Genomic DNA, 22,011 nt, shown 5'->3' with positions numbered 1-22,011 from the left:
CAGCGTGCGCTTCCGACACCCCGACGGCACCACCGTCCACCTCGCCTACTGCAGCAACGTCCACCAGGCCGAGGACCTCGACGGAGTGGTGGACCAACTCGCCGCGTACGCCGAGCCCGTACGGGAGAGCCTCGGCGCCGACCTGCTCGGCATCGGCCTGTGGCTGGCCCGCGACGTGGTCACCGAACTGTCCACCGACCCCGGCGCCGTACGCCGCCTGCGCGCCGAACTGAGCGCGCGCGGCCTGGAGACGGTCACCCTCAACGCCTTCCCCTACGGCGGCTTCCACCGCGAGGTCGTGAAGAAGGACGTCTACCTGCCGGACTGGGCCGACCCCGCCCGGCTGCGCTACACGGCCGACTGCGCCCGGGTCCTGGCGGGGCTGCTGCCCGACGACGCCCGGCGCGGCAGCGTCTCGACCCTTCCGCTGGCCTGGCGTACTCCGTGGCCGGCCGAGGCGCGGGACTCCGCACGGCGGGCTCTCGACCAACTCGCCGGGGAACTGGCCGAGGTGGCGCGCGAGACCGGCCGGACGATCAGGGTCGGGTTCGAGCCCGAGCCCGGATGCGTGGTGGAGAACACCGTCCAGGCCGCCCGGGAACTCGGGGGAGTGGACCCCGAGTGGCTCGGGATCTGCCTCGACACCTGCCATCTCGCCGTGCAGTTCGAGGAACCGGCCGCCGCGCTGCGCCGGATCGCCGACGCCGGGCTCCCGGTCGTCAAGGTGCAGGCCTCCAGCGCCCTCCAGGCCGACGACCCCGCCGATCCCGAGGCGCGGCGCGCCCTCGCCCGGTTCGCGGAACCCCGGTTCCTGCACCAGACACGCACCGCCCCGAACGGCGCCGTCACCGGCGTCGACGACCTTCCCGAGGCCCTGGCGGGCGGACTGGACCCCCGCTCGCCCTGGCGCGTGCACTTCCACGCACCCCTGCACGCCGCCCCCGAGCCGCCGCTCAGCACCACGGCGAACGAACTGACCGCCTCTCTGCGCGCGTTGCTCGGCGGCCCGCGAGTCGTGAGCGACCACATCGAGGTCGAGACCTACACCTGGTCGGTCCTTCCCGAACACCTCCGCCCGCAGGACCGCGCAGGCCTGGTGGCGGGACTGGCCGCCGAACTGGCCTGGACCCGCGACCGGTTCGAGGAGCTCGGCCTGACGTCGCACGCCGATGTGACACCTCACTCACGCAAGGAGCCCGTCTCATGACCCGACTGGTCGTCCTCGACATCGTCGGCCTCACCCCCCGCATGCTCCGCCACATGCCCGCCGTCTCCGCCGTCGCCGAACAGGGCTTCCAGGCCCGTCTCAACACCGTGCTGCCCGCCGTGACCTGCTCCGTGCAGTCCACCCTCCTCACCGGCGCACCGCCCTCCGAGCACGGAATCGTCGGCAACGGCTGGTATTTCCGGGATCTCGGCGAGGTCCTGCTGTGGCGCCAGCACAACGCCCTCGTCGGCGGGGAGAAGATCTGGCACACCGCCCGCAAGGCCGACCCCGACTACAAGGTCGCCAACGTCTGCTGGTGGTACGCCATGGGTGCCGACGTCGACCTCACCGTCACCCCCCGCCCGATCTACTACTCCGACGGCCGCAAGGAACCCGACTGCTACACCTGGCCGCCCGCCCTGCACGACGAACTCACCGACAGGCTCGGTGACTTCCCCCTGTTCACCTACTGGGGCCCCAACGCAGGGCTGCCCTCCAGCCAGTGGATCCTGGCCGCCGCCCGCCAGATCTTCGACGAGCACCGCCCCGACCTGACCCTGGTCTACGTCCCGCACCTCGACTACGAGCCCCAGCGCTCCGGCCCCGACTCCCCGCAGACCGCCCGCGAGGCCCGCCGCCTCGACGACGCCCTGCGGCCCCTGCTGGACCACTTCCGGCGCGAGAACGCGACCGTCGTGATCCTGAGCGAGTACGGCATCGCACCCGCCTCCCGCCCCGTCGACATCAACCGCGCCCTGCGCGGCGCCGGACTGCTCGAAGTGCACACCCAGGACGGCATGGAGTACCTCGACCCCTGGACGTCCCGCGCCTTCGCCGTCGCCGACCACCAGATCGCCCACGTCTACGTCCGCGACCCGGCCGACACGGCGGCGGTGGCGAAGATCGTCGCCGAACTCCCCGGCGTGGACCAGGTGCTGGACGCCGAGGGCAAGGCGGCCCACGGCCTCGACCACGAACGCTCGGGAGAGCTGGTCGCCGTGGCGGAGTCCGACGCCTGGTTCACGTACTACTACTGGCTGGACGACGACCGCGCCCCGGACTTCGCCCGCCAGGTGGAGATCCACCGCAAGCCCGGCTACGACCCCGCCGAACTCCTCTACGACCCCACGGTCCCCGCCGTGAAGGCCCGCGCCATCGGCCAGGTCGCCCGCAAGAAGGCAGGCCTGCGCTACCGCATCCAGACCGTCCCGCTGGACCCCTCCGGCGTACGCGGCAGCCACGGCCGCCTGCCGCAGGACCCGCAGGACAGCCCCGTACTGCTCTGCTCGCACCCCGAAGCCGCACGCGACGAGATCGACGCGACCGACGTCAAGGACCTCCTGCTGACGCTGGCCGGCATCAGCACCGACGGAACCACCTGACCCACTGGCACCCGGTGACGCCTTGAGGGCACCGGCCGCGTGGTGCGGCCGGTGCCCTCAAGGGGGAAGCGGAGCGCCCCTACTTCGGGTCGCGGTCGAAGAGCGACTTGGACCAGAAGTAGCCGAGCGCGGTGAGACCCAGGCACCAGGCCACGGCCAGCCAGCCGTTGTGGCCGATCTCGGTGCCGAGGAGGAGGCCGCGCAGGGTCTCGATGGCGGGGGTGAAGGGCTGGTACTCGGCGATGGGCCGGAACCAGCCCGGCATCGCGTCCACCGGGACGAACGTGCTGGAGATCAGCGGCAGGAAGATCAGCGGCATCGCGTTGTTGCTGGCCGCCTCGGGGTTCGGGCTGGACAGGCCCATGCCGACGGCGATCCAGGTGAGCGCCAGGGCGAACAGCGCGATCAGCCCGACCGCGGCGATCCACTCCAGGACGGTGGCGTCGACGGAGCGGAAGCCGATGGCCGCCCCGACGGCCCCGACCAGGACCCCGCTGGCGACGCATTGCAGCACGCTGCCGATGACATGCCCGATGAGCACCGACCCGCGGTGGATCGCCATGGTGCGGAAGCGGGCGATGATGCCCTCGTTCATGTCCATGGAGACGGACACCGCGGTGCCGATGGTGGTGGAGCCGATGGTCATCAGCAGGATGCCCGGGACGAGATACGCGATGTACTCGGAGCGGTCCGCCCCGCCACCCCCGATACCGGCGCTCATCGCGTCGCCGAAGATGTAGACGAAGAGCAGCAGGAGCATGACCGGCGTGAGCAGCAGATTCAGGGTCATCGACGGATAGCGGCGGGCGTGCAGGAGGTTGCGCCGCAGCATGGTGGACGAGTCGCGTACGGCGACGGACAGGGTGCTCATCGGACGGACTCCTTGGGCTTGTCGGTGTCGCCGGTCAGGGCGAAGAAGACGTCGTCGAGGTCGGGGGTGTGGACGGTGAGCTCGTCGGCCTCGATGCCGGCCGCGTCCAACCAGTCCAGGAGAGAGCGCAGTTCGCGCTGGCTGCCGTCGCTGGGGATCTGGAGCGCCAGGGACTCGTCGTCCCGTGTGACCTCGCGCAAGGCGTCGGCGGCGCTCTGATAGGCGTCCGGGTCGGTGAAGCGGAGCCGGATGTGCCCGCCGGGGATGAGCCGTTTGAGCTCCTCGGCGCTTCCCTCGGCGGCGATCTTGCCGTCGTTCAACACGGCGATGCGGTCGGCGAGTTCGTCCGCTTCTTCCAGGTACTGGGTGGTGAGGAAGACGGTGACGCCGTCGGTGACCAGCTCCCGGATGATCTGCCACATGTTGTGCCGGGAACGCGGGTCGAGGCCGGTGGTCGGTTCGTCGAGGAAGATGATCCGCGGACTGCCGACGAGGGTCATGGCGATGTCGAGGCGGCGTTTCATGCCGCCGGAGTAGGTGGAGGCGGGCTTCTTCGCGGCCTCCACCAGGTCGAAGCGTTCCAGGAGTTCGGCGGTGACGCGCCGTCCCTCCTGCTTGGACAGGTGGTGCAGGTCCGCCATCAGGAGCATGTTCTCCTCGCCGGTGATCAGCCCGTCGACGGCGGAGAACTGCCCGGTGACACCGATCGCGGCCCGTACCGCCTGCGGTTCGGCGGCCAGGTCGTGCCCGGCGACCCGGGCCTGACCGCTGTCCGCGGTGATGAGGGTGGACAGGATCTTCACGGCGGTGGTCTTGCCGGCGCCGTTCGGCCCGAGCAGCGCGAACACCGAACCGGCGGGGATGTGCAGGTCGATGCCGTCGAGGACGGTCTTGTCGCCGTAGGACTTGCGCAGACCGATGGTGGAGACGGCGGCCGGTGAGGCGGGACCGCCTGCCTGCCTGGGCGTGGGCATGACAGATGAAGGCATGGGGCCCTCCGATCGAAGGCTGAGGTGAGAAGGAAGCCGGGCTGGTTGCGAAGGTGGCGGTCAGACCTTGGCGCGGAGGACGTCGATGTTGCCCCAGTGGGTCCGTGCGCGGACCTTGACGGTGTCCTCGGTCTGCTCCGGGGCGTCGGAGGCCGCGAGCGCGTTGCGTACCTGGCCGCGGTTGGAGCTGACGTCGAGCCAGGCGGCGGTGCCCTGGCGGATCCCGATCTCGATGGATCCGTTGGAGGTCTCCAACTGGACCTCGCCCCGGGCGACTTCGGCCACGCGAAGGGCGCCGTTGGTGGTGGTGCCGGTGACCGACGACTCGGCGCGCGCGATGTCGATGCCGCCGTTGGCGCCGTTCACCCGCAGGTCGCCGGTCACGGCCCCGACGGTCGTGGTGCCGTGGGTGTTCTTCAGAACGGCGGGTCCGTCGACGAGGCCGACGCGCAGGTTGCCGGAGCTGGTGGTCATCTCGGCCTCGCCCTCGACCCGGTCGACGGTGATCGAGCCGTGTGACACGGTCAGCTGCGCCGGCCCCGTGGTGTCCAGGCGGACATCACCGGTGGAGGTCTTCACGCGGACCTCGCCGAGACGGCCCTCGCCGAGCACCTGGATCCAGGAGCCGGTCACCTCGACACTCGAGTCCGTGGGCAGGTCGACCGTCACGTCGACGGCGCCGCTGGGCCCGATCATGCGGCGCTCCTTCGTCCTGACGGTGAGGACACCGCTCGTGTACGTGACCTCGGTCTGTTCGGCGGCCCGTACGTCCTTGTCCTTCTTCGGGTCGCGGGGCCGCACCTCGACGACGGTGTCGGGGCGGTCGCCCGCCGTGAGCTGGAGGGAACCGGCCCCCACGTGCGCGGTGACCGAGATCGGTTCGGAGGTGTCGAAAGAAGGCATGGCTGTCCCGTCCTCTTGGCTCTTCAAGGCGTCCCCGCTGGTGGGACGTGGTGTGGGTACGGTGTCGGTTGGTGGGGCCGGGCTGGGCGCGGTCAGCGCACCCAGCCCGTGAAGCTCTGTCCGAGGGTCTGGGTCTTCTCCGCCGTACGGGGTCTGGTGCCGCCGTCGACCGCGGCCGACACGGCGCGCACCAGCCACGCGTTGACCGACAGGCCCTCGCGGCTCGCGGCCTCCTCGGCACGTGTCTTGAGGTGGGCCGGCAGTCGCAGATTGATACGGGCGGTGCCGCCCTCGTCGGCGTCGGCCGGGGCCCTGAGCGGTTCCGCGGGCGTGGCCGGCTCCGCGGGGGCGCCGCCGTAGGTGGGCGGCGGTGTCACCACGAAGTCGGGGTCGAGCCCGCGCAGCCGTACGTCGACCGAGCCGGGGGCGAGATCGCGGGTGATCTCGTCCATCGCGGCGGAGAGCACGTTGAGCATGGTCAGCCGGGTGGCCGACTCCAGGGGGGCGGTGAGCCGCTCCGCCAGCTCGCGGGCTTCGTCGCCACCGGCTTCGGCGGCCACCGCGAGTTCGCGGCGGAGGCTGTCGACATACGGGGTGAGGTCCATGACGCCATCATGGCATCACTGTGGTGCCACGCGCAAGCCGTGAAGCGGTGTCAGTGGTGCCATCTCATCTCATGTGGGCTCTGACCTGCGAAAATGCAATGATGCCTAGCTGGCTTGCGGTGGCGCCATGTGCGCTTGGGTGCCTTTGTGGGCTCGGAGTGGCGCCAGATGGTGCCAGCTGGTGCCAGGTGGTGCCACGACACGCGTCACCGGAGGAAGAGCACCAGCAGGACCCCCGCCACCGCCACCGTCAGAAGCCCGCCCCCGCTGACGGCCCAGCCGGCCCCGAACGCGGCCCCCGCCACGCCGTGCGCGAGATCGCCCAGCCGCGGCCCGCCCGCGGCCACCACCGTGTCGATCCCCTGGAGTCGGCCCCGCATCCCGTCCGGTACGGCCGTCTGCAGAACGGTCCGGCGGAAGACGCCCAGCACGAGGAGCGCACCGCCCGCCAGGACCAGCCAGCCGGCCGCCGCGACCAGCGAGCCGCTCACACCGAACCCCGCGACGGCCAGACCCCAGACGCCGACCGAGACGGCGACCGCGACGCCGTGCCGGCTCACCCGGGTGAAGGCCCCGGAGAAGAGCCCGGCCAGCACCCCGCCCGCCGAGAGGGCGGCGTACAGGACGCCGATGTCCGACGCCCGGAAGGTCTCCTGGGCCAGCTGCGGGAAGAGAGCCGTGGGCAACCCCAGGAACAGCGCGGCGAAGTCGGCGAGATACACCAGCAGCAGCGCCTGGCGCCGCGCCACGAACCGAAAGCCGTCGGCGATCTCCCGGAGCCCGGCCCGCTTCCCCCCGGCGGGATCGAGGGGAGGAAGCGGTGGCAGCCGCCACACCGCCCACACCGTCGCGCAGACGGCGACGGCATCCGCCAGATACAGCGTCCGCGCACCCACCACCGGCAGCAGCGCGCCGGCCAGCAGCGGTCCGGCGATCCCGGCGGACATGACGACCGTCGACTGCAACGCGTTGGCGGCGGTCAGCGACTCGGGCGGCACCAGACGGGGAACGACCGCCCGCCCCACCGCGGCGTTGGCGCCGAACAGGGCCTGCTGTACGCCCACCAGCACCAGCAGCACGCCGGCCGACCGCAGACCCGCCCGGTCCTGGGCCCACAGCAGCGACGACGTCACACCGACACCGGCCGTCGTCACCAGCAGCACCCGCCGCCGGTCCCGTACGTCGGCCAGCGCACCTCCCCACAGCGCAGCCGCGGCCATCGGCGCGAAGCCCACCAACCCGGCCAGCCCGACGTAGGCGGACGACCCGGTGAAGCCGTAGAGCTGCAACGGCACCACGACCGCGGTGAGTTGAGCCCCCAGTCCGGTCACGAGACCGGCGGCCCACAGGCGTCTGAAGGCGCCCCCGCGCAACGGCCGTACGTCCACCAGCACCCGTGCCTCCTCGCCCCTCAGGTCCGCGCACCGATGCTGCGGGCTCCCCTTGGGGCAAGGTCAACGAGCGCTTCACACGCTTGTCATGTGCGAGCAGGAATGCCCGTCCCGTGCGCGCCGGTTGCCCGGAGTATGACCATCGGCGTAGCACTCCCTGTCCAGAACCGGATCGATCCCACGGTGCAACTCGCCCGCGAAGCCCATGAGTTCGGGCTGCGTTCCGCGTGGTTCGGGCAGACCTTCGGGTACGACTCGCCCTCGCTGGCCGCGATCGTGGGCCGTGAGGTGCCCGGACTGCATGTCGGGACCGCCGCGATCCCCGTCTTCGGCCGCCATCCGCTGCTCGTCTCCAGCCAGGCCCAGACGGCCCAGGCCGCCACCGGGGGCCGCTATCACCTCGGGCTCGCCCTCGGTACCAAGCACCTGACCGAGACCGGTTTCGGCATCCCGTACGAGCGTCCGATCGCCCGGCTCCGTGAGTTCCTGACCGCCCTGCGCACGCTGACCGAGACCGGCGGCGCCGACTTCCACGGTGAACTGCTCACCGCCGCACCGCCGTTGCCCGCGTCGGTGCCCGGCGGTGCCGAGCCGCCGGTGCCGCTCCTCGTCGCCGCCATGGCCCCGCAGGCCCTGCGCGTCTCCGGCGAACTCGCCGACGGCATCCTCCCGTTGCTGGCCGGGCCGCGTGCCCTCGCCGAGCACCTCGTCCCGGCCGTCACCGCGGCGGCCGAGGCTGCGGGGCGACCGGCGCCCAGGATCGTGGCCTTCGTGCCGGGCGTGGTCACCGCCGACGTCGAGGCGGTACGGGAGAAGGCGACCGAGTCCCTCGCCTTCTACGAGCAGTTCCCGTCCTACCAGCGGGTCCTGGGCCTCTCCGGTGCCACCCGCGCCGCCGACCTGGCCGTCATCGGCGACGAGGAGACCGTCGCCGCCGAAGTGCGCCGGTACCGGGAGGCCGGGGCGACGGAGGTGGCGTTCACCGCGACCGACCTGGGCGGCGAGGAGGACCGGCGCCGTACCTGGAAGCTGCTGGGGGAGCTGGCGGTCACGCCTTGACCCAGGACAGGCCGTCCGGCGTGACGGCCAGGCCGTCGGGGTCGGACGGGCCGGGGTCGTCGAGCGGGCCGCCGTAAAGCGCCTGCTCCTGAAGGTCGTTGCCGGTGCGGAAGGTCTCGCCGACGACCGGGGCGGACAACAGCGGGTTGATCCGGCCGTCCGAGGCTGCCAACTGCCCGACCGCACCATCGAGTTGGGCGGCAGAGGTGTGCCAGTCCGCACGGACCACCGCCGTGTCGCGGGACACCAGCCCGCCCGCCAGTTCGGCGAACGCGGCGGCCTCGCCGAGGTCCACCTTGGTGATCTTCTTCGCCGACCAGAAGTAGGAGTCCTCGTTGCGCTCCATGTCGTAGAAGGCGATGAGGAAGTCGTAGAACACGCGGTACTCGCGACGGTAGCGGGCCTCGAACTCGGCGAAGCCGAGCTCCTCGGGCACGCTGCCGTCCAGCGCGGAGTTCACCGAACGGGCGGCGAGCAGGGCGCCGTAGGTGGCCAGATGGACGCCGGAGGACAGCACCGGGTCCACGAAGCACGCGGCGTCGCCGACCAGCGCCATGCCCGGAGTCCAGAAGGACTTCTTCCAGTACGACCAGTCCCTGCGCACCCGCACCTGGTCGTACGGCGCCTCGGTCGCCTCCGGTACGCCCGCCACCAGCCGGCTCACCTCGGGGCAGGCCGCGATCATGTCCCGCCACGCGCCCCGCGCGTCGCGCTGGACCGCCGGCGTGTGCTCGGGGGAGATCACCGCGCCGACACTCGTCAGGTCGTCGCGCAGCGGGATGTACCAGAGCCAGCCGGCGTCGAACGCGGCGCAGAAGATGTTGCCGCTGTTCGGCTCGGGCAGCCGGGCCCCGCCCGCGAAGTAGCCGAACACCGCGAGGTTGCGGAAGAAGTCGGAGTACACCCGCCCACCGCCGACCCCGCCGTGGATCCGGCTGGTGTTGCCGGACGCGTCGATGACGTAAGGCGCGTGTGCCGTACGGGAGTTGCCGTCCGCGTCGGTGAACTCGACGCCCCGCACCCGCTCGTCGTCGGCGACGACGCGCCGCACCGGGCTGCCCTCGCGGACCTCGACGCCGGCCCGTCGGGCACCGCGCAGCAGGATCTCGTCGAACCGTGAGCGCTCCACCTGGAAGGCCGTCGCGGTGGGCTCGGGCACGCGCGGAGTCATGGCGAAGGAGAACTGCCACGGCTCGGGGTCCCGGCCCCAGCGCAGTGTGCCGCCACGCTTGAGGGTGAAGCCGGCCTGCTGCACCTCGTCGGCGACACCGAGGATGCGGCACAGGCCGTGGACCGTGGCGGGCAGCAGCGACTCGCCGATCTGGTAGCGCGGGAAGGTCTCCCGCTCCAGCAGCAGGACCCGGTGTCCGCGCTTGGCCACGACGGTCGCGGCGGTCGACCCGGCGGGTCCGCCGCCGACGACGATCAGGTCGTACTCCTGGGTCATACGGCAACTCCTGTTTCCCTGGTGCGGTGTCGGTGGCTCATGCCGTCAGCCAGGCGCGCATCGCCGCGGCCGTGGTGTCGGCGTCGTGGTGGACGAGGGTGTAGTGGTCGCCGGGGACGTCGGCGGTGTCGTGCGGCGGCGGCCAGCTCGGCAGCCACTCCCCGTCGGGGTCGATACGCCGCATCTGCGCGGTCGGCCGGCCCCGCACCAGCAGGGTCGGGACCGGGGAGGGTTCGGGGTCCCAGTTCTCCAGCACGCGCGCGTAGCCGCCGCCGGCGATCAGCAACGAGTCCTCGAACTCGGCGACGACGTCGTCCGGCAGCTCGGCACCGGCGGTCATCAGTGCCAGCGCCCGCTCGTCGTCCCGGCGCAGCACGCCCGCGTGCGCGTCCAGCAGGATCAGCCCGGCCGGCGGCCGCCCCGACCGCGCGAGCTCACGCGCCACGGCCTGCGCGATCGCGCCCCCGGCGCAGTAGCCCACGAGGACGACCGGTCCCTCGGACGACAGGGCGCCCACCGCGTCGACATGCGTCCGCACGACCGCGGCCGCACTGTCCGGCACGGCCTTCCGGGCGCCGAGACCCGGATGCTCCAGCAGGAACAGGTCGCGCTCGCCGTCGAACTGCTTGGCCAGCCCGGCGGGGACGCGATGGTACGGCGTGAGGTAGTCCGGGATGTAGGCCAGCGTGGTGCCCGCGCCCTGCGCCAGCCGGACCGGGGCGACCGCGTACCGGCCGCGCTCGGCGGCGGTGAAGGACGGGAGGGCGTGGGAGGCGAGGTAGCGCAGCCCCATCGCCTCCAGCGGGCCGCGCTCGCGCAGGACCTGGTGGTACAGGGGGCCGAAGCGGTAGGAGGACGGCTCGCCCTCGCCGTCGCCACCGCTCCCGGGTTCGGCCTCGGCGTCCGGAAGGACTTCGCGCAGGGCGGCGTGGACATGCGCGGCCAGCGAATGCAGCGTCGGATGGTCGAACACGATCGTCGACGCCAGCCGTACCCGCGTGAACGCGCTGAGCCGGTTGCGGAACTGCACCGCCATCAGCGAGTCGAAGCCGAGCTCCCCGAACGCGCGATCGGCGGGAAGCGCGGCCGGGTCCTCGAAGCCCAGCAGCAGCGCCAGTTCGGCGCGGATCAGCTCGACCAGCACGGCCTCCCGCTCGTCCGCCGGAACGGCGACGAGCCGCTCCCGCCAGGCACCGGGCGCCTGCGCGACGGCGGTCGGGGCGGCCGCCGGACGCTTCGGCACCAGGTCCGTGAGGACCGGCGGGGTGGCCGGACCGCCGAGTGCCCTCAGGTTCAGCGGGATCGGCACCAGCACCGGCTGCGGGGTCCGCAGCGCACTGTCGAGCAGAGCGATGCCCTCCTCCTCGTCGACCGGCAGGACACCGCCGTCGCCGAGTCGGTGCGCCGGGACCTGGGCCGCCATGCCGTCGTCCTCGGCGGTGTCCCACGGACCCCAGGCCAGGGCCTGCGCGGGCAGACCCTGGGCGACGCGATGCCGGGCGAGCGCGTCGAGGAAGCCGTTGGCCGCCGCGTAGTTGGCCTGTCCGGGGCGGCCCAGCACACCCGCGGCCGAGGAGTAGAGCACGAACGCGGACAGCCCGAGGTCCTTGGTGGCCTCGTGCAGATGCCAGGCGCCGCCCGCCTTCGGCGCGAGCACGGTCGCCAGCCGCCGCGGGGTCAGGCCGTCCACGACACCGTCGTCCACGACCCCGGCGAGATGGAACACCGCCGTCAGCGCGGGCCGGCAGGACGCGACCAGAGCGTCCACGGCGGCGCGGTCGCCCACCTCGCAGGCCGCCGTGCGCACGGTCGCGTCGAGTTCGGCCGCCCATGCCGGTGTACGACCGCTGCGGCTCGCCAACAGCAGGTGGCGGACCCCGTGTTCGGCCACCAGGTACCGGGCGAGGCTCGCGCCGAGCGCACCGGTGCCGCCGGTGATCAGTACCGTCCCTTCGGGATCGAGGGCGAGTGACGCTGTCCCCGGCTGCACCGAGGTCAGCCGGGGCGCGAGGACGACGCCGTCCTGAAGGGCCACCTGAGGTTCGCCGGTGCGCAGCACCGCGTCGAGGTCCGCCGGGGACGCCGGTCCACCACGGCGGTCGACCAGCACGATCCGGCCGGGATGCTCGGACTGGGCGCTGCGGACGAGTCCGGCGACCGCGGTTTCCGCCGGGTCGGGATCGTCCCCGGTGGCGTTGTGGGTGAGCACCAGGAGGCGCCCGGGCCGTGAATCGGCGATCCAGTCCTGTACGCCGGCGAGCGTGGCGGTGAGCAGCCTCAGTGCTCGGTCCGGTGGAGCCGCGTCCCCATCCGGTCCGGCCAGGTCGAGCAGCTCGTGCCGAGTGTCGCCGCCGCCGGGCGAGACGGGTCGCCACACCATGCCGTACAACTCGGCTCGGGCGCTGGGACGTTGGGCGGGCAGGACCCGTGTGACCAGGGACTCGACCGTGGCGATCGGCTGTCCCGCGTGGTCGGTGAGAGTGACCCGGAGCTCGTCCGGGCCGAGCCGCTCCAGATGGGCCCGGGCGGAGGTGGCGCCCGTGGTGTGCACCGTCATTCCGGCGCAGGTGAGCGGGACGCGCGCCTCGCCCCCACCGCCGTCGGCCAGCAGGGCGGCGTGCAGTGCCGCGTCGAGGAGCGCGGGATGCAGGGTGTACGAGCCGGCGGTCGCCGCCTCCCGTGGTGGCAGGGCGAGTTCGGCGAACAGGGACGTCCCCTGGCGCCACAGTGATGTCACCGCGCGGAAGGCCGGTCCGTAGTGGTGGCCGTGCGCGGCGAGCTGTGCGTAGTCGACCGGGAGCCGCTCGGCGCCGGCGGGCGGCCAGGTCCGGGCCGGGACGACGGGCGCCGCAGCGGCCGGCGCGATGGTCGCGGTGGCATGCCGCGTCCACGCGTCGCCCGCCCGGGCCCAGACGGTGACCGGCCGGTTCCCCGCCTCGTCCGGACCGTCGGTGACGACCTGAAGGCGCACCGGCTCCGACTCCGGCAGGACCAGCGGCTCCCGGAAGGCCAGTTCGGTCAGCCGGACCGGACCCGACGTCCCGGCCGCGTGGCAGACCAGCTCGGCGAACGCCGTCGCGGGTACCAGGACCCGGCCGCCGATCGCATGGTCGGCGAGCCAGGACTGGCGTACGACGGACAGCACCCCGGTGTGCCGCACACCGGGTCCGTCGGCGTCCGGCTGCGCCTCGCCGAGCAGCGGATGCCCGGCCGGGCCGGCGTGCCGTACCGCGTCCAGCCAGTAGCGCTGCCGCTGGAACGGATAGGTGGGCAGCGGGCGACGACGGGCACCGCTGTCCGCGTACACCGACTCCCAGTCGACCGGGACGCCGTGCACATGGAGCGCCGCCAGCCCCGCGAGTGCTCCCCGCGCGTCGGCGGACGACGCGAACACCGCGCCCGCGTCCGGCGCGAGACAGTCCTCGGCCGCCACACTGAGCGCGGCACCGGGACCGGCCTCGACGAACGCCGTCACACCCGCCTCCGCCAGCCAGTTCACCGCGTCGGCGAACCGGACGGTCTCGCGCACCTGCCGTACCCAGTGGTCGGCGGTGGCGAGCGCCTCGGGCTCGGGGCGGCCGGTCACCGTCGACACCACGGGCAGCGACGGCCGGTGGTAGGTCACGGTCTCGGCGACCGCCCGGAACTCGGCCAGCATCGGGTCGAGCAGCGGCGAGTGGAAGGCGTGGCTCACCCGCAACCGGGTGCTCCGGCCGCCGAACGAGCCTGCCAGCGCGGTCACCGCGTCCTCGTCGCCGGACACCACGACGGACGCGGGTCCGTTGACCGCGGCGATGGCGATCCGTCCGGGCGTCTCGCCGAGCCGGCGCACCACTTCGTCCACCGGTGCCCGCACCGCGATCATCGCGCCACCGGCGGGCAGCGCGGCCATCAGCCTGCCGCGCGCGGCGACCAGCCGGACCGCGTCGCCGAGCGAGAACACACCGGCGAGATACGCGGCCGCCAGCTCGCCGATCGAGTGGCCGACCAGGTAGTCCGGTCGTACGCCCCAGTCGGCGAGCAAGGTGTGCAGGGCGACCTCGAAGGCGAACAGCGCGGGTTGGGCGTAGTCGGTGCGGTCCAGGAGGTCGCTGTCGGGATCGTCGATCACCTCCCGCAGCGGTCGGTCCAGCAACGGACCGAACCAATCGCACACTTCGGAGAACGTCGCGTCGAACACCGGGAAGGTCGCGGCGAGTTCACGGCCCATACCGGAACGCTGTGTGCCCTGGCCCGCGCAGAGCAGCGCCAGCTTGGGGGTACCGCGCACGGTGTTCCTTAGGAGCGCCGTGCCCTCGTCACCGGTCGCCAACTGCCGTAGACCGGCGAGCAGTTCGGAGGCGTCGGAGCCCAGCACGGCCGCGCGGTGGGACAGGGGAGTCCTGGTGGTCGCCAGTGAATACGCGATGTCCAGCGAGGCTTCGCCGGTCGCGTCGGTCGCGTCGGTCGCGTCGGTCGCGTCGGCCAGTGTCGCCGCGAGCTTCCTCGCGTGGGCCCGAAGGCCGGCCTCGTCGGCGCCGCTCAGCAGCCAGGGCGCCACGGGCAGCCGACGCGTCGGCTCGGCCGTGCCGGCCGCGTCCGACGGCTGCTCGATGATCACATGCGCGTTGGTGCCGCCGATCCCGAACGAGGAGACCGCCGCCCGGCGCGGCCGGTCGCGTTCCGGCCACGGCCGCGCGCGGTCGAGCAGCCGCACCGCCCCCTCGGACCAGTCCACGTGCGGCGACGGCCGCTCCGCGTAGAGCGAGCGGGGCAGTTCGCCGTGGTGCATGGCCTCGATCATCTTGATCACGCCCGCCACCCCGGCCGCGGCCTGGGAGTGCCCGAGGTTCGACTTGACCGAGCCCAGCCACACCGGGTCCCCTCGGTCACGGTCCTGTCCGTAGGTGGCCAGTACGGCGCCCGCCTCGATCGGGTCGCCGAGCGCGGTGCCCGTGCCGTGCCCCTCGACCACGTCGACGTCGGCCGGACCCAGGCCCGCGTCGGCCAGCGTCAGCCGGATCAGCTCGCGCTGTGCCTCGCCGTTGGGGGCCGTGAGCCCGTTGGACGCGCCGTCGGAGTTCACCGCGGAGCCGCGCAGCACGGCCAGCACCGGGTGGCCGTTGCGCCGGGCGTCCGACAGCTTCTCCAACAGCACCAGGCCCACGCCCTCGGCCCACGCGGTGCCTTCCGCGTCGGCCGCGAACGACCGGCACCGGCCGTCCGCCGACAGCCCGCGCTGCCGGCTGAACGCGATGAACGGCTGCGGGCTCGACAGCACCGTGACCCCGCCCGCCAGCGCCAGCGTGCACTCGCCCGCGCGCAGCGCCCTCGCCGCCAGGTCCATCGCGACCAGCGACGACGAACAGGCCGTGTCGACGGTCATGGTCGGGCCGCGCAGGCCCAGGACGTAGGAGATCCGGCCCGAGGCCACACTGCCCGACGACCCGATGCCGATGTGCGACTCCAGCTCGTGCGGTGAGAGCCCGGTGCCGTAACCGGCGTGCATCAGACCGACGTACACCCCGGTGCTGGAGCCGCGCAGCGACGGCGCGGGGATGCCCGCGCGTTCCAGCGTCTCCCAGGCGACCTCTAGGAGCAGCCGGTGCTGGGGGTCCGTGGCCAGCGCCTCGCGCGGGGAGATGCCGAAGAACAGCGGGTCGAAGCCGGCCACGTCGTCGAGGAAGCCGCCGCGCCGGGTGTAGGTCGTGCCGAGCCGGTCGGGGTCGGGATGGTGGAGGGCGTCGATGTCCCAGCCGCGGTCGGTGGGGAAGTCGCCGGTGGCGTCCACACCGTCGGAGACCAGCCGCCACAGGTCTTCCGGGGAGCTCACACCGCCCGGGTAGCGGCAGCCGACGGCCACGATCGCGACCGGTTCGGCCTCCGGGCCGCGGCGCGGAGCGGTCGTCGCGGGAGCGGGAGAGGGTGCGGGAGCGTCGGTGTCACCGCTCATCCGGCTGTCGAGGTAGGCGGCGACCGCGGCCGGGTTGGGATGGTCCCAGACCAGGGTCGCCGGCAGCCGCAGTCCGGTGCGCAGGGTGAGCCGGTGCCACAAGGTCATGGCATCCAGCGAGGTCAGACCGAGGTCGGCGAAGGCGGTGCCGGGATCGGCCGCCGTGCCCCGGATCGCCTCGGCCTGAGCGCACACCAACTCCGTGAGCGCGGCCCGTCGTTCACCGGCCGTGAGACCTGCCAGCCGGGCCAGTTCCGGCGCCGGCGGACGCTCGGCGAGCGTCTCGCGCAGCACCGCGCGCCGGGGCTTGCCCGCCGCCGTGCGCGGGACGGCCGGAGTGAACAGGACCTCCTCGGGCACCTTGTGCGCCGACAGCACCTCGGCGCACCCGCGCAGCAGATCGGCCGGGTCGAGCGACTGCTCCGCCGGCACCACGAACGCCACCGGGACCTCGCCGAGCAGCGGATGCTCCCGTGCCACCACCGCCGCGTCCCGCACCCCGGGCAGACCGCGCAGCACCCGCTCGACCTCGGCCGGGTCGACGTTCTCCCCGCCGCGCACGATCCGGTCGCCCAGTCGGCCGGTGACGGTCAGCACGCCGTCCGCCCCGAGCCGGCCCAGGTCGCCGGTGCGGTACCAGCCGTCGCGTACGGCATCGGCGCTCGCCTCGGGCCGATTGTGGTAGCCGAGCATGACACCGGGGCCCCGCACCCAGATCTCACCCTCGCCCCCGACCGGGCCCTCGTCCCCGGCCCGTCCCTCGCCGCCGCCCACGTCCAGCCCGCTGTCGGGGTCGACCAGCCGCACCTCCATGCCGGGCACCGGAGTTCCGCTGCCGCCCCGCACCCGGGGCCCGCTCACCGCCTCCATGGCGATCTTGCCGCAGGTCTCGGTGGAGCCGTAGCCGTCCAGGAGCGGTGCGCCGAACCGCCGCTCGACCTCGTCCCGCAGCCCCGCGTCGCTCGGTGCGCCCGCGGTGACGCACACCCGCAGCGAGGGCACCGTGCCCAGGCCGCTGTCGAGCAGCTGCCGGAAGGTGAGCGGCACGCCGCCCAGCACGGTCGGCTCGAACTCGCCGATCAGCCGCACCAGTCGGGCCGGGTCCGGCGCCGACGTGATCCGCGCGCTCGCCCCGGCCACGGTCGTGCCCAGCACACAGAGGGAGTGGGCGTAGGTGTGGGCCAGCGGCAGCGGCCAGAGCACACGGTCCGTGTCCGAGAGCCCCAGCCGTGGCAGATAGCAGGCGAACGAGGACCAGAGCGCGGACCGCTGACTGGACACGGCCGCCGTCGGCGTCCCGGAGGTGCCGGACGTGTAGAGCAACCAGGCCGGCTCGTCCAGCCCGAGATCGTCACGGGGCGCGACCGAACCCTCGGACTCAGCCATGAGTTCGTCAATGTGCGCCGCGTCCTCCGGCACCTCCCCCTCACCGGTCACCACCAGCCGCACCCCCCGCCCGGCGACCATCCCCGCGATGCGCGGCAGCCTCCGCTGATCCGTGACCACGACCGCCGGATCACAGTCGGCCAGCAGATAGGCGAGCTCGGCATGGGTGGCGCGCGGGGGCAGTGGCACACCGATCGCCGCGGCGCGGACGGTGGCGAGCAGCCCCTCGACCAGCTCCACACCGTTGTCCAGGCAGAACGCCACCCGGGTACCCCGCTCGACCCCGAGTCCGGCCGCCAACCGGGCGGTCCGGCGGTCGAGTTCGGCCCAGCTGACGCCGCGCCGGTCGTCGGCGAACGCGAGCTTCTCGCCGTACCGCGCCGCGTTCCGCGCGAGCAGCTCCGGCACCGGCCGAACCACGACCGCATCCGCCACACCCATCGGGCCTCCTGTCAGGGGGAGTCCGCACCGCGGCGGATCTTGAAGCAGCGTACGTCGGAGCACCGCAACCATGGCCGAAACCCGGCCAGTTGACCTGGCGGCCCGCAACCGGCAACGAACCGCCTATTGGTATGGACCTGTTCATGATCACCCGCTAGGCTCTGCCGCGCCACACCCCTGAGAGCGCTCTCAGAGATCCACTGCTCCTGCGGTTCCACCCCACTCCACTGGAACGACGAAGGGCAACCCCCAATGAGACGCACCAGATTCACGCATGCCGCCCTGGCCGTCCTGCTCACCCTCGGCGCCGGCCTCGCCGCGGGCACCACCCCCGCCGCGGCCGGCGATTCCGGCGCGAAGGCACCCGCTTCCCCCGCGAAGGCACCCGCCTCCGCCGGCCTCCTCACCGCCATGCAGCGCGACCTGAACCTCTCGCAGGCCGAGGCCGAGGAGAGGCTCGCCGCCGAGCGGCGGGCCACGGCCCTGGAGCCCAAGGTCCGCCGGGCCGCCGGGAGTTCCTTCGGCGGCGCCTGGTTCGACGCCACCGCCGGCCGGCTGACCGTCGGCCTCACCCCGGACGCGACCCCGGCGACCCTCCGGGACGTACGGGCCACGGGCGCCGCGGTCCGCACCGTCACGCACAGCGCGCGCGAACTGGCCACCACCCAGGCACGGCTCGACAAGCTTGCCGCACCTGAGGGAGTGAGCAGCTGGCACGCCGACTCACAGTCCAGCACCGTCGTCGTGAACGTCGTCGAGAGCGAGCGAGCCGACAACGATGTCCGGCGGTTCGTGGCCAAGGCCCACCGCGCGGGCCCCGTCACCGTCCGGCACGTGTCCGCCGCACCGCAGACCCTCGCCGCCGGAACCGTCGGCGGCGACCCCTACTACACCGGCAACGTCCGCTGCTCCATAGGGTTCTCGGTGCACGGCGGCTTCATCACCGCCGGGCACTGCGGGCAGCCGTCCGCCGCCGTCTACGGCTGGGACCGCAGCTACATCGGCAACTTCCAGGGCTCGTCGTTCCCGGAGAACGACTACGCCTGGGTCAACGTGGGCAGCGGCTGGTGGACGGTACCGGTCGTGCTCGGCTGGGGCACCGTCTCCGACCAGCTGGTGCGCGGCTCGAACGTGGCGCCGGTCGGCTCCTCGATCTGCCGCTCGGGTTCGACCACCCACTGGCACTGCGGGACGGTCCTCGCGTTGAACGAGACCGTCAACTACAGCCAGGGCGCGGTGCGTCAGATGACCAAGACCAGCGTCTGCGCCGAACCCGGTGACTCCGGCGGCTCGTTCATCAGCGGCGACCAGGCACAGGGCGTCACCTCCGGCGGCTGGGGCAACTGCAGCGGCGGGGGCCAGACCTGGTTCCAGCCCGTCAACGAGATCCTCAACCGGTACGGCCTGACCCTGCACACCGCCTGAGCCGTGGGGCCCGGCCCCGTCCGGCCGGGCCCGCACGTGCCTCACGCCCGGGTCATCCGCTCACCGTCGGTCCGCCGATCCGTTCCCATGTCCCGGGACCGCCGTACCCGCTGGAACCGCGTTCCGGCTCCACGGACGAGTGACAGTCAGCCCCGTGGGGGCGCGGTGCTCTCTCTGCGCACCAGTCGGGTCGGGACCAGGTCGGTGCCCGGCGGGGAGCCGCCCGGGGTGCGGATCTGCTGGAGCACCTTCTGCACACAGCGGTGGCCCACCTCGGCGAAGTCCTGGTGGACGGTGGTCAGGGGCGGCACGAAGAACGCGGACTCGGGGATGTCGTCGAAGCCGACCACGCTGATGTCGTCGGGGACGGCGCGGCCGCGCTCGTGGAAAGCGCGCAACAGCCCCAGCGCCATCTGGTCGTTGGCCGCGAACACGGCCGTGCAGTCGGGCTCTCCGGCGAGCGCCAGCCCGGCCGCGTACCCCGACTCGGCCGACCAGTCGCCGTACACCTCCGGCGGCACCGGACGCCCGGCCTCCTCCAGCACCGCGCGCCACGCCTGGGTGCGGCGCTGACCCGAGAAGGACGTCTGCGGACCGGTGACATGCCATACGGTGCGATGGCCCAGGTCGAGCAGATGCTCCACGGCCTTGCGCGCGCCGTCCGCCTGGTCGGTGTCGACCACGGTGTGGCGGTCGCCGGCGTCGGAGTCCACGACCACGGTGTGGACTCCGGGCGGGAGTTGGACGGTGCCGGCGTCCAGGAGCCGGATCTCCATGATGACGATGACGGCGTCGACGGCCAGCTCTCCCATGCGGGTGAAGGCGCCCAGGACGTTGTCCTGCGTCGGGACGTCGATGGGGATCAGGGTGATCGCGTAGCCCTCGGCCGCCGCGTGGGTGGCGATCGCCTCCACGGTACGGCTGGTGCCGGTGGAGGCGAGGCTGAAGAGGATCACGCCGATGGTGTTGAACTGGCCGTAACGCAGGGCGCGGGCCGCGCTGTTGGGCCGGTAGCCCAGCTCCCGCATCGCCGCGAGCACCTGTTCCCGCGTCGAGGCGATCACCCCGGGATGGCCGTTGGAGACGCGCGAGACCGTCTGGGAGGAGACGCCCGCGAGCTGGGCGACGTCGGCCATGGACACCCGCTGCTTACGGCGTCCGCCGGGCACGTCGGAGCCACCCCGTTCCACCACTGGCGCCTCCTTCGATCGGCTGTGAGCGCTGTTGTGCGGCGCATCGGATGTTACGTGTGGGAAACCTTGACGGCCGCTGGGGCGGATGTCACGATTCCGGCGCCGTCATGTTTACGTAAACATGCTGTCGTCCTGGAGGGTAAGTCGATGCGCAAGACCCCTGTCAGTTCCCGTCTGCGAGCCGCTCTCGTCGCGGTCGCGGTCGCCGCCGTCACCGGTTCCACCCTCGCCGGCAGCCCCGCCTCGGCCGCGCCGAGCACCGACACCACCCAGTTCCAGGGCGTCAACTGGGCCGACCCCCGCGACAACTTCGCCGACGACCTGCTCCAGCTGTCCGGCCTGTCGACCTCGGACACCTACCGCGAGACGTACACCAAGTCGAGCCGGATCATCGCGGCGTTCCGCGCGAACCTCGGCGCCAACACCGTCCGGCTGCCGATCAACCCGTACACCGTCAACGGCTCGTACTGGAAGTCGTACCGCGGTGTCATCGACGCGGCGACGGCGCAGGGCTTCAAGGTCATCGTGTCCTACTGGGAGGGCACGGGGGACCGCAAGGACGGCTACATCGACGACACCGCCACCTACTGGCCCATGTGGGACACCGTGGTGAAGGCGTACAAGAACAACTCGAAGGTCTACTTCGAGCCGATGAACGAGCCCCACGGCTACACCGACACCGAGTGGGCCGACATAGCGGCGAAGTGGCTCCAGACCTACTCGAAGGTGCCGCGCGACCGGGTGTTCGTCAGCGGCGCCGGCTACAACGACCACGTCACCACGGTCTGCGCCGACCCGCGCCTCAAGGGCACCTACCTGTCGCTGCACCACTACGGCTTCTGGAAGTCGTACGCCACCTACGACGAGTGGGTCGCCGACCTCAAGGTGCGCATCGGTGACTGCGCGAACCGGACCGTCGCGGACGAGTTCGGGGCCCCGATGACGACCGGCCTGAACTACAACGTGCCGACCCCGGACGACAACTACGTCAACTTCATCCAGGCCGTCACCGACACCTTCCGCGAGCTGAAGATGGGCTCCGTGTACTGGCCGGGCCTGCGGACCGACGACACGTACTCGATCCAGAAGCTGACCGGCGACCCGGCCAAGCCCTGGCTGACCACCACCAACCAGTCCGGCGCGGACCGCCTCGCCTGGGCGTGGGGCCGGGGCAAGCCCGTCCAGGACTGACCCTCCCGCGCGACCTCTCGGCCGCGGTGCGCTCGCACCGCGGCCGACGGCTGTCCGGGGCGACTAGCCGACGCGGGCCCGGTGGCGGCGGACGGCGTCGCGGTTGGCGCAGCGCGGTGAGCAGTAGCGCTGCCGCCCCGTGCGCGAGGTGTCGGCGAAGATCGTGGTGCATTCCGTGACGGCACAGCGCCTGAGGCGGTGCACGCCGCGTCCCGCCAGATGGAGCGCGGTGCCCACGGCGATCAGGGAGAAGAGCACACCGCCGAGCGGCTGTCCCTCGTCGCGGTAGTGCAGATGCCAGCCGGTGCCGACGTGGTTGGTCATCCGCGGGTAGGCGGCGGCCGTGGCCAGCATCCGGTTGACCAGCTCGGCGCGCTCGTGCTCGTCGGTGGCGTCGACGACCTTCTCCCACGCGTCCAGTACGACCCAGGTGCGCTCCAGGTCCTCCGGCGTGGCCGGGCCTTCCACCACCAGACCGGCGGCACGGCAGCGGTCGGCCAGTTCCCCGGTGCTCGCCGGGCGGCGGTTGGCCAGGTCGGCGGCGAGCTTCACGGCATCCTCGCCGTAAGGGTTGAGGTGCATAAGGTCA

14 protein-coding genes are annotated in these 22,011 nt (G+C 72.6%); 5 read left to right on the top strand and 9 right to left on the bottom strand.

The genetic code is table 11. The features are described 5' to 3' along the window. Nucleotides 1–4: 4 nt before the first annotated feature. Nucleotides 5–1,207 (top strand): metabolite traffic protein EboE, encoded by a 1,203-nt coding sequence (eboE, locus tag ACFY0U_RS21785; protein ID WP_388638196.1) that lies wholly within the window; start codon nucleotides 5–7, stop codon nucleotides 1,205–1,207. Beyond that, a complete protein-coding gene (locus ACFY0U_RS21780; protein ID WP_388638194.1) occupies nucleotides 1,204–2,589 on the top strand; it encodes an alkaline phosphatase family protein in 1,386 nt (461 codons plus the stop codon). Before eboE ends, ACFY0U_RS21780 begins: the two co-directional genes overlap by 4 nt. A gap of 79 nt (nucleotides 2,590–2,668) precedes the next feature. On the opposite strand, the gene ACFY0U_RS21775 is transcribed toward ACFY0U_RS21780, so the two are convergent. The 5 genes from ACFY0U_RS21775 to ACFY0U_RS21755 form a co-directional block, all read right to left on the bottom strand. Continuing rightward, a complete protein-coding gene (locus tag ACFY0U_RS21775; RefSeq protein ID WP_388638192.1) occupies nucleotides 2,669–3,460 on the bottom strand; it encodes an ABC transporter permease in 792 nt (263 codons plus the stop codon). Beyond that, the gene (locus ACFY0U_RS21770; RefSeq protein ID WP_388638190.1) at nucleotides 3,457–4,449 is read right to left on the bottom strand and encodes an ATP-binding cassette domain-containing protein; all 993 of its coding nucleotides are present in this window, start codon (nucleotides 4,447–4,449) and stop codon (nucleotides 3,457–3,459) included. The genes ACFY0U_RS21775 and ACFY0U_RS21770 overlap by 4 nt, the downstream gene beginning before the upstream one ends. 60 nt (nucleotides 4,450–4,509) lie before the next feature. Continuing rightward, the gene (locus ACFY0U_RS21765; RefSeq protein WP_388638188.1) at nucleotides 4,510–5,352 is read right to left on the bottom strand and encodes a DUF4097 domain-containing protein; all 843 of its coding nucleotides are present in this window, start codon (nucleotides 5,350–5,352) and stop codon (nucleotides 4,510–4,512) included. 92 nt (nucleotides 5,353–5,444) lie between these two features. Continuing rightward, nucleotides 5,445–5,957: a toxin-antitoxin system HicB family antitoxin gene (locus ACFY0U_RS21760; protein WP_388638186.1), complete on the bottom strand. Its 513-nt coding sequence runs from the start codon at nucleotides 5,955–5,957 to the stop codon at nucleotides 5,445–5,447. 206 nt (nucleotides 5,958–6,163) lie between these two features. Next, the gene (locus tag ACFY0U_RS21755) at nucleotides 6,164–7,351 is read right to left on the bottom strand and encodes an MFS transporter (protein ID WP_388638185.1); all 1,188 of its coding nucleotides are present in this window, start codon (nucleotides 7,349–7,351) and stop codon (nucleotides 6,164–6,166) included. 132 nt (nucleotides 7,352–7,483) lie between these two features. On the opposite strand from ACFY0U_RS21755, the gene ACFY0U_RS21750 reads away from it, so the two are divergent. Continuing rightward, a complete protein-coding gene (locus ACFY0U_RS21750) occupies nucleotides 7,484–8,407 on the top strand; it encodes an LLM class F420-dependent oxidoreductase (protein WP_388638182.1) in 924 nt (307 codons plus the stop codon). On the opposite strand, the gene ACFY0U_RS21745 is transcribed toward ACFY0U_RS21750, so the two are convergent. After that, on the bottom strand, nucleotides 8,397–9,854 hold the full coding sequence (locus tag ACFY0U_RS21745; protein ID WP_388638179.1) for a tryptophan 7-halogenase: 1,458 nt from the start codon (nucleotides 9,852–9,854) through the stop codon (nucleotides 8,397–8,399). The genes ACFY0U_RS21750 and ACFY0U_RS21745 overlap by 11 nt on opposite strands. 37 nt (nucleotides 9,855–9,891) lie before the next feature. Then, complete coding sequence (locus tag ACFY0U_RS21740) at nucleotides 9,892–17,613, bottom strand: SDR family NAD(P)-dependent oxidoreductase (protein ID WP_388638176.1); 7,722 nt, start codon at nucleotides 17,611–17,613, stop codon at nucleotides 9,892–9,894. A gap of 252 nt (nucleotides 17,614–17,865) precedes the next feature. Between ACFY0U_RS21740 and ACFY0U_RS21735 the strand changes: the two genes are divergently transcribed. Further along, the gene (locus ACFY0U_RS21735) at nucleotides 17,866–19,038 is read left to right on the top strand and encodes a S1 family peptidase (RefSeq protein WP_388638173.1); all 1,173 of its coding nucleotides are present in this window, start codon (nucleotides 17,866–17,868) and stop codon (nucleotides 19,036–19,038) included. Between the two features lie 146 nt (nucleotides 19,039–19,184). Here the strand turns inward: ACFY0U_RS21735 and ACFY0U_RS21730 are convergent, their stop codons facing one another. Further along, nucleotides 19,185–20,231: a LacI family DNA-binding transcriptional regulator gene (locus ACFY0U_RS21730; protein WP_388638170.1), complete on the bottom strand. Its 1,047-nt coding sequence runs from the start codon at nucleotides 20,229–20,231 to the stop codon at nucleotides 19,185–19,187. A 147-nt stretch (nucleotides 20,232–20,378) separates the two neighbouring features. Here ACFY0U_RS21730 and ACFY0U_RS21725 point away from each other — a divergent pair, with 147 nt between their 5' ends. After that, complete coding sequence (locus tag ACFY0U_RS21725) at nucleotides 20,379–21,422, top strand: glycoside hydrolase family 5 protein (protein WP_388638167.1); 1,044 nt, start codon at nucleotides 20,379–20,381, stop codon at nucleotides 21,420–21,422. A 63-nt stretch (nucleotides 21,423–21,485) separates the two neighbouring features. Here the strand turns inward: ACFY0U_RS21725 and ACFY0U_RS21720 are convergent, their stop codons facing one another. Then, the gene (locus tag ACFY0U_RS21720; RefSeq protein ID WP_388638164.1) at nucleotides 21,486–22,004 is read right to left on the bottom strand and encodes a CGNR zinc finger domain-containing protein; all 519 of its coding nucleotides are present in this window, start codon (nucleotides 22,002–22,004) and stop codon (nucleotides 21,486–21,488) included. Nucleotides 22,005–22,011 lie beyond the last annotated feature (7 nt).

This window comes from Streptomyces sp. NPDC001536, from assembly GCF_042894505.1.
GTDB lineage: Bacteria > Actinomycetota > Actinomycetes > Streptomycetales > Streptomycetaceae > Streptomyces.
Note: the sequence above shows the minus strand (reverse complement) of the source record. Positions and strands in the feature narration are given on the sequence as shown.

Coding starts and splice junctions, on each gene's coding strand:
- ACFY0U_RS21780 (WP_388638194.1), top strand. CDS start 1,204: ATGACCCGACTGGTCGTCCTCGACATCGTCGGCCTCACCCCCCGCATG.
- ACFY0U_RS21775 (WP_388638192.1), bottom strand. CDS start 3,460: ATGAGCACCCTGTCCGTCGCCGTACGCGACTCGTCCACCATGCTGCGG.
- ACFY0U_RS21770 (WP_388638190.1), bottom strand. CDS start 4,449: ATGCCTTCATCTGTCATGCCCACGCCCAGGCAGGCAGGCGGTCCCGCC.
- ACFY0U_RS21765 (WP_388638188.1), bottom strand. CDS start 5,352: ATGCCTTCTTTCGACACCTCCGAACCGATCTCGGTCACCGCGCACGTG.
- ACFY0U_RS21760 (WP_388638186.1), bottom strand. CDS start 5,957: ATGGACCTCACCCCGTATGTCGACAGCCTCCGCCGCGAACTCGCGGTG.
- ACFY0U_RS21750 (WP_388638182.1), top strand. CDS start 7,484: ATGACCATCGGCGTAGCACTCCCTGTCCAGAACCGGATCGATCCCACG.
- ACFY0U_RS21745 (WP_388638179.1), bottom strand. CDS start 9,854: ATGACCCAGGAGTACGACCTGATCGTCGTCGGCGGCGGACCCGCCGGG.
- ACFY0U_RS21740 (WP_388638176.1), bottom strand. CDS start 17,613: ATGGGTGTGGCGGATGCGGTCGTGGTTCGGCCGGTGCCGGAGCTGCTC.
- ACFY0U_RS21735 (WP_388638173.1), top strand. CDS start 17,866: ATGAGACGCACCAGATTCACGCATGCCGCCCTGGCCGTCCTGCTCACC.
- ACFY0U_RS21725 (WP_388638167.1), top strand. CDS start 20,379: ATGCGCAAGACCCCTGTCAGTTCCCGTCTGCGAGCCGCTCTCGTCGCG.
- ACFY0U_RS21720 (WP_388638164.1), bottom strand. CDS start 22,004: ATGCACCTCAACCCTTACGGCGAGGATGCCGTGAAGCTCGCCGCCGAC.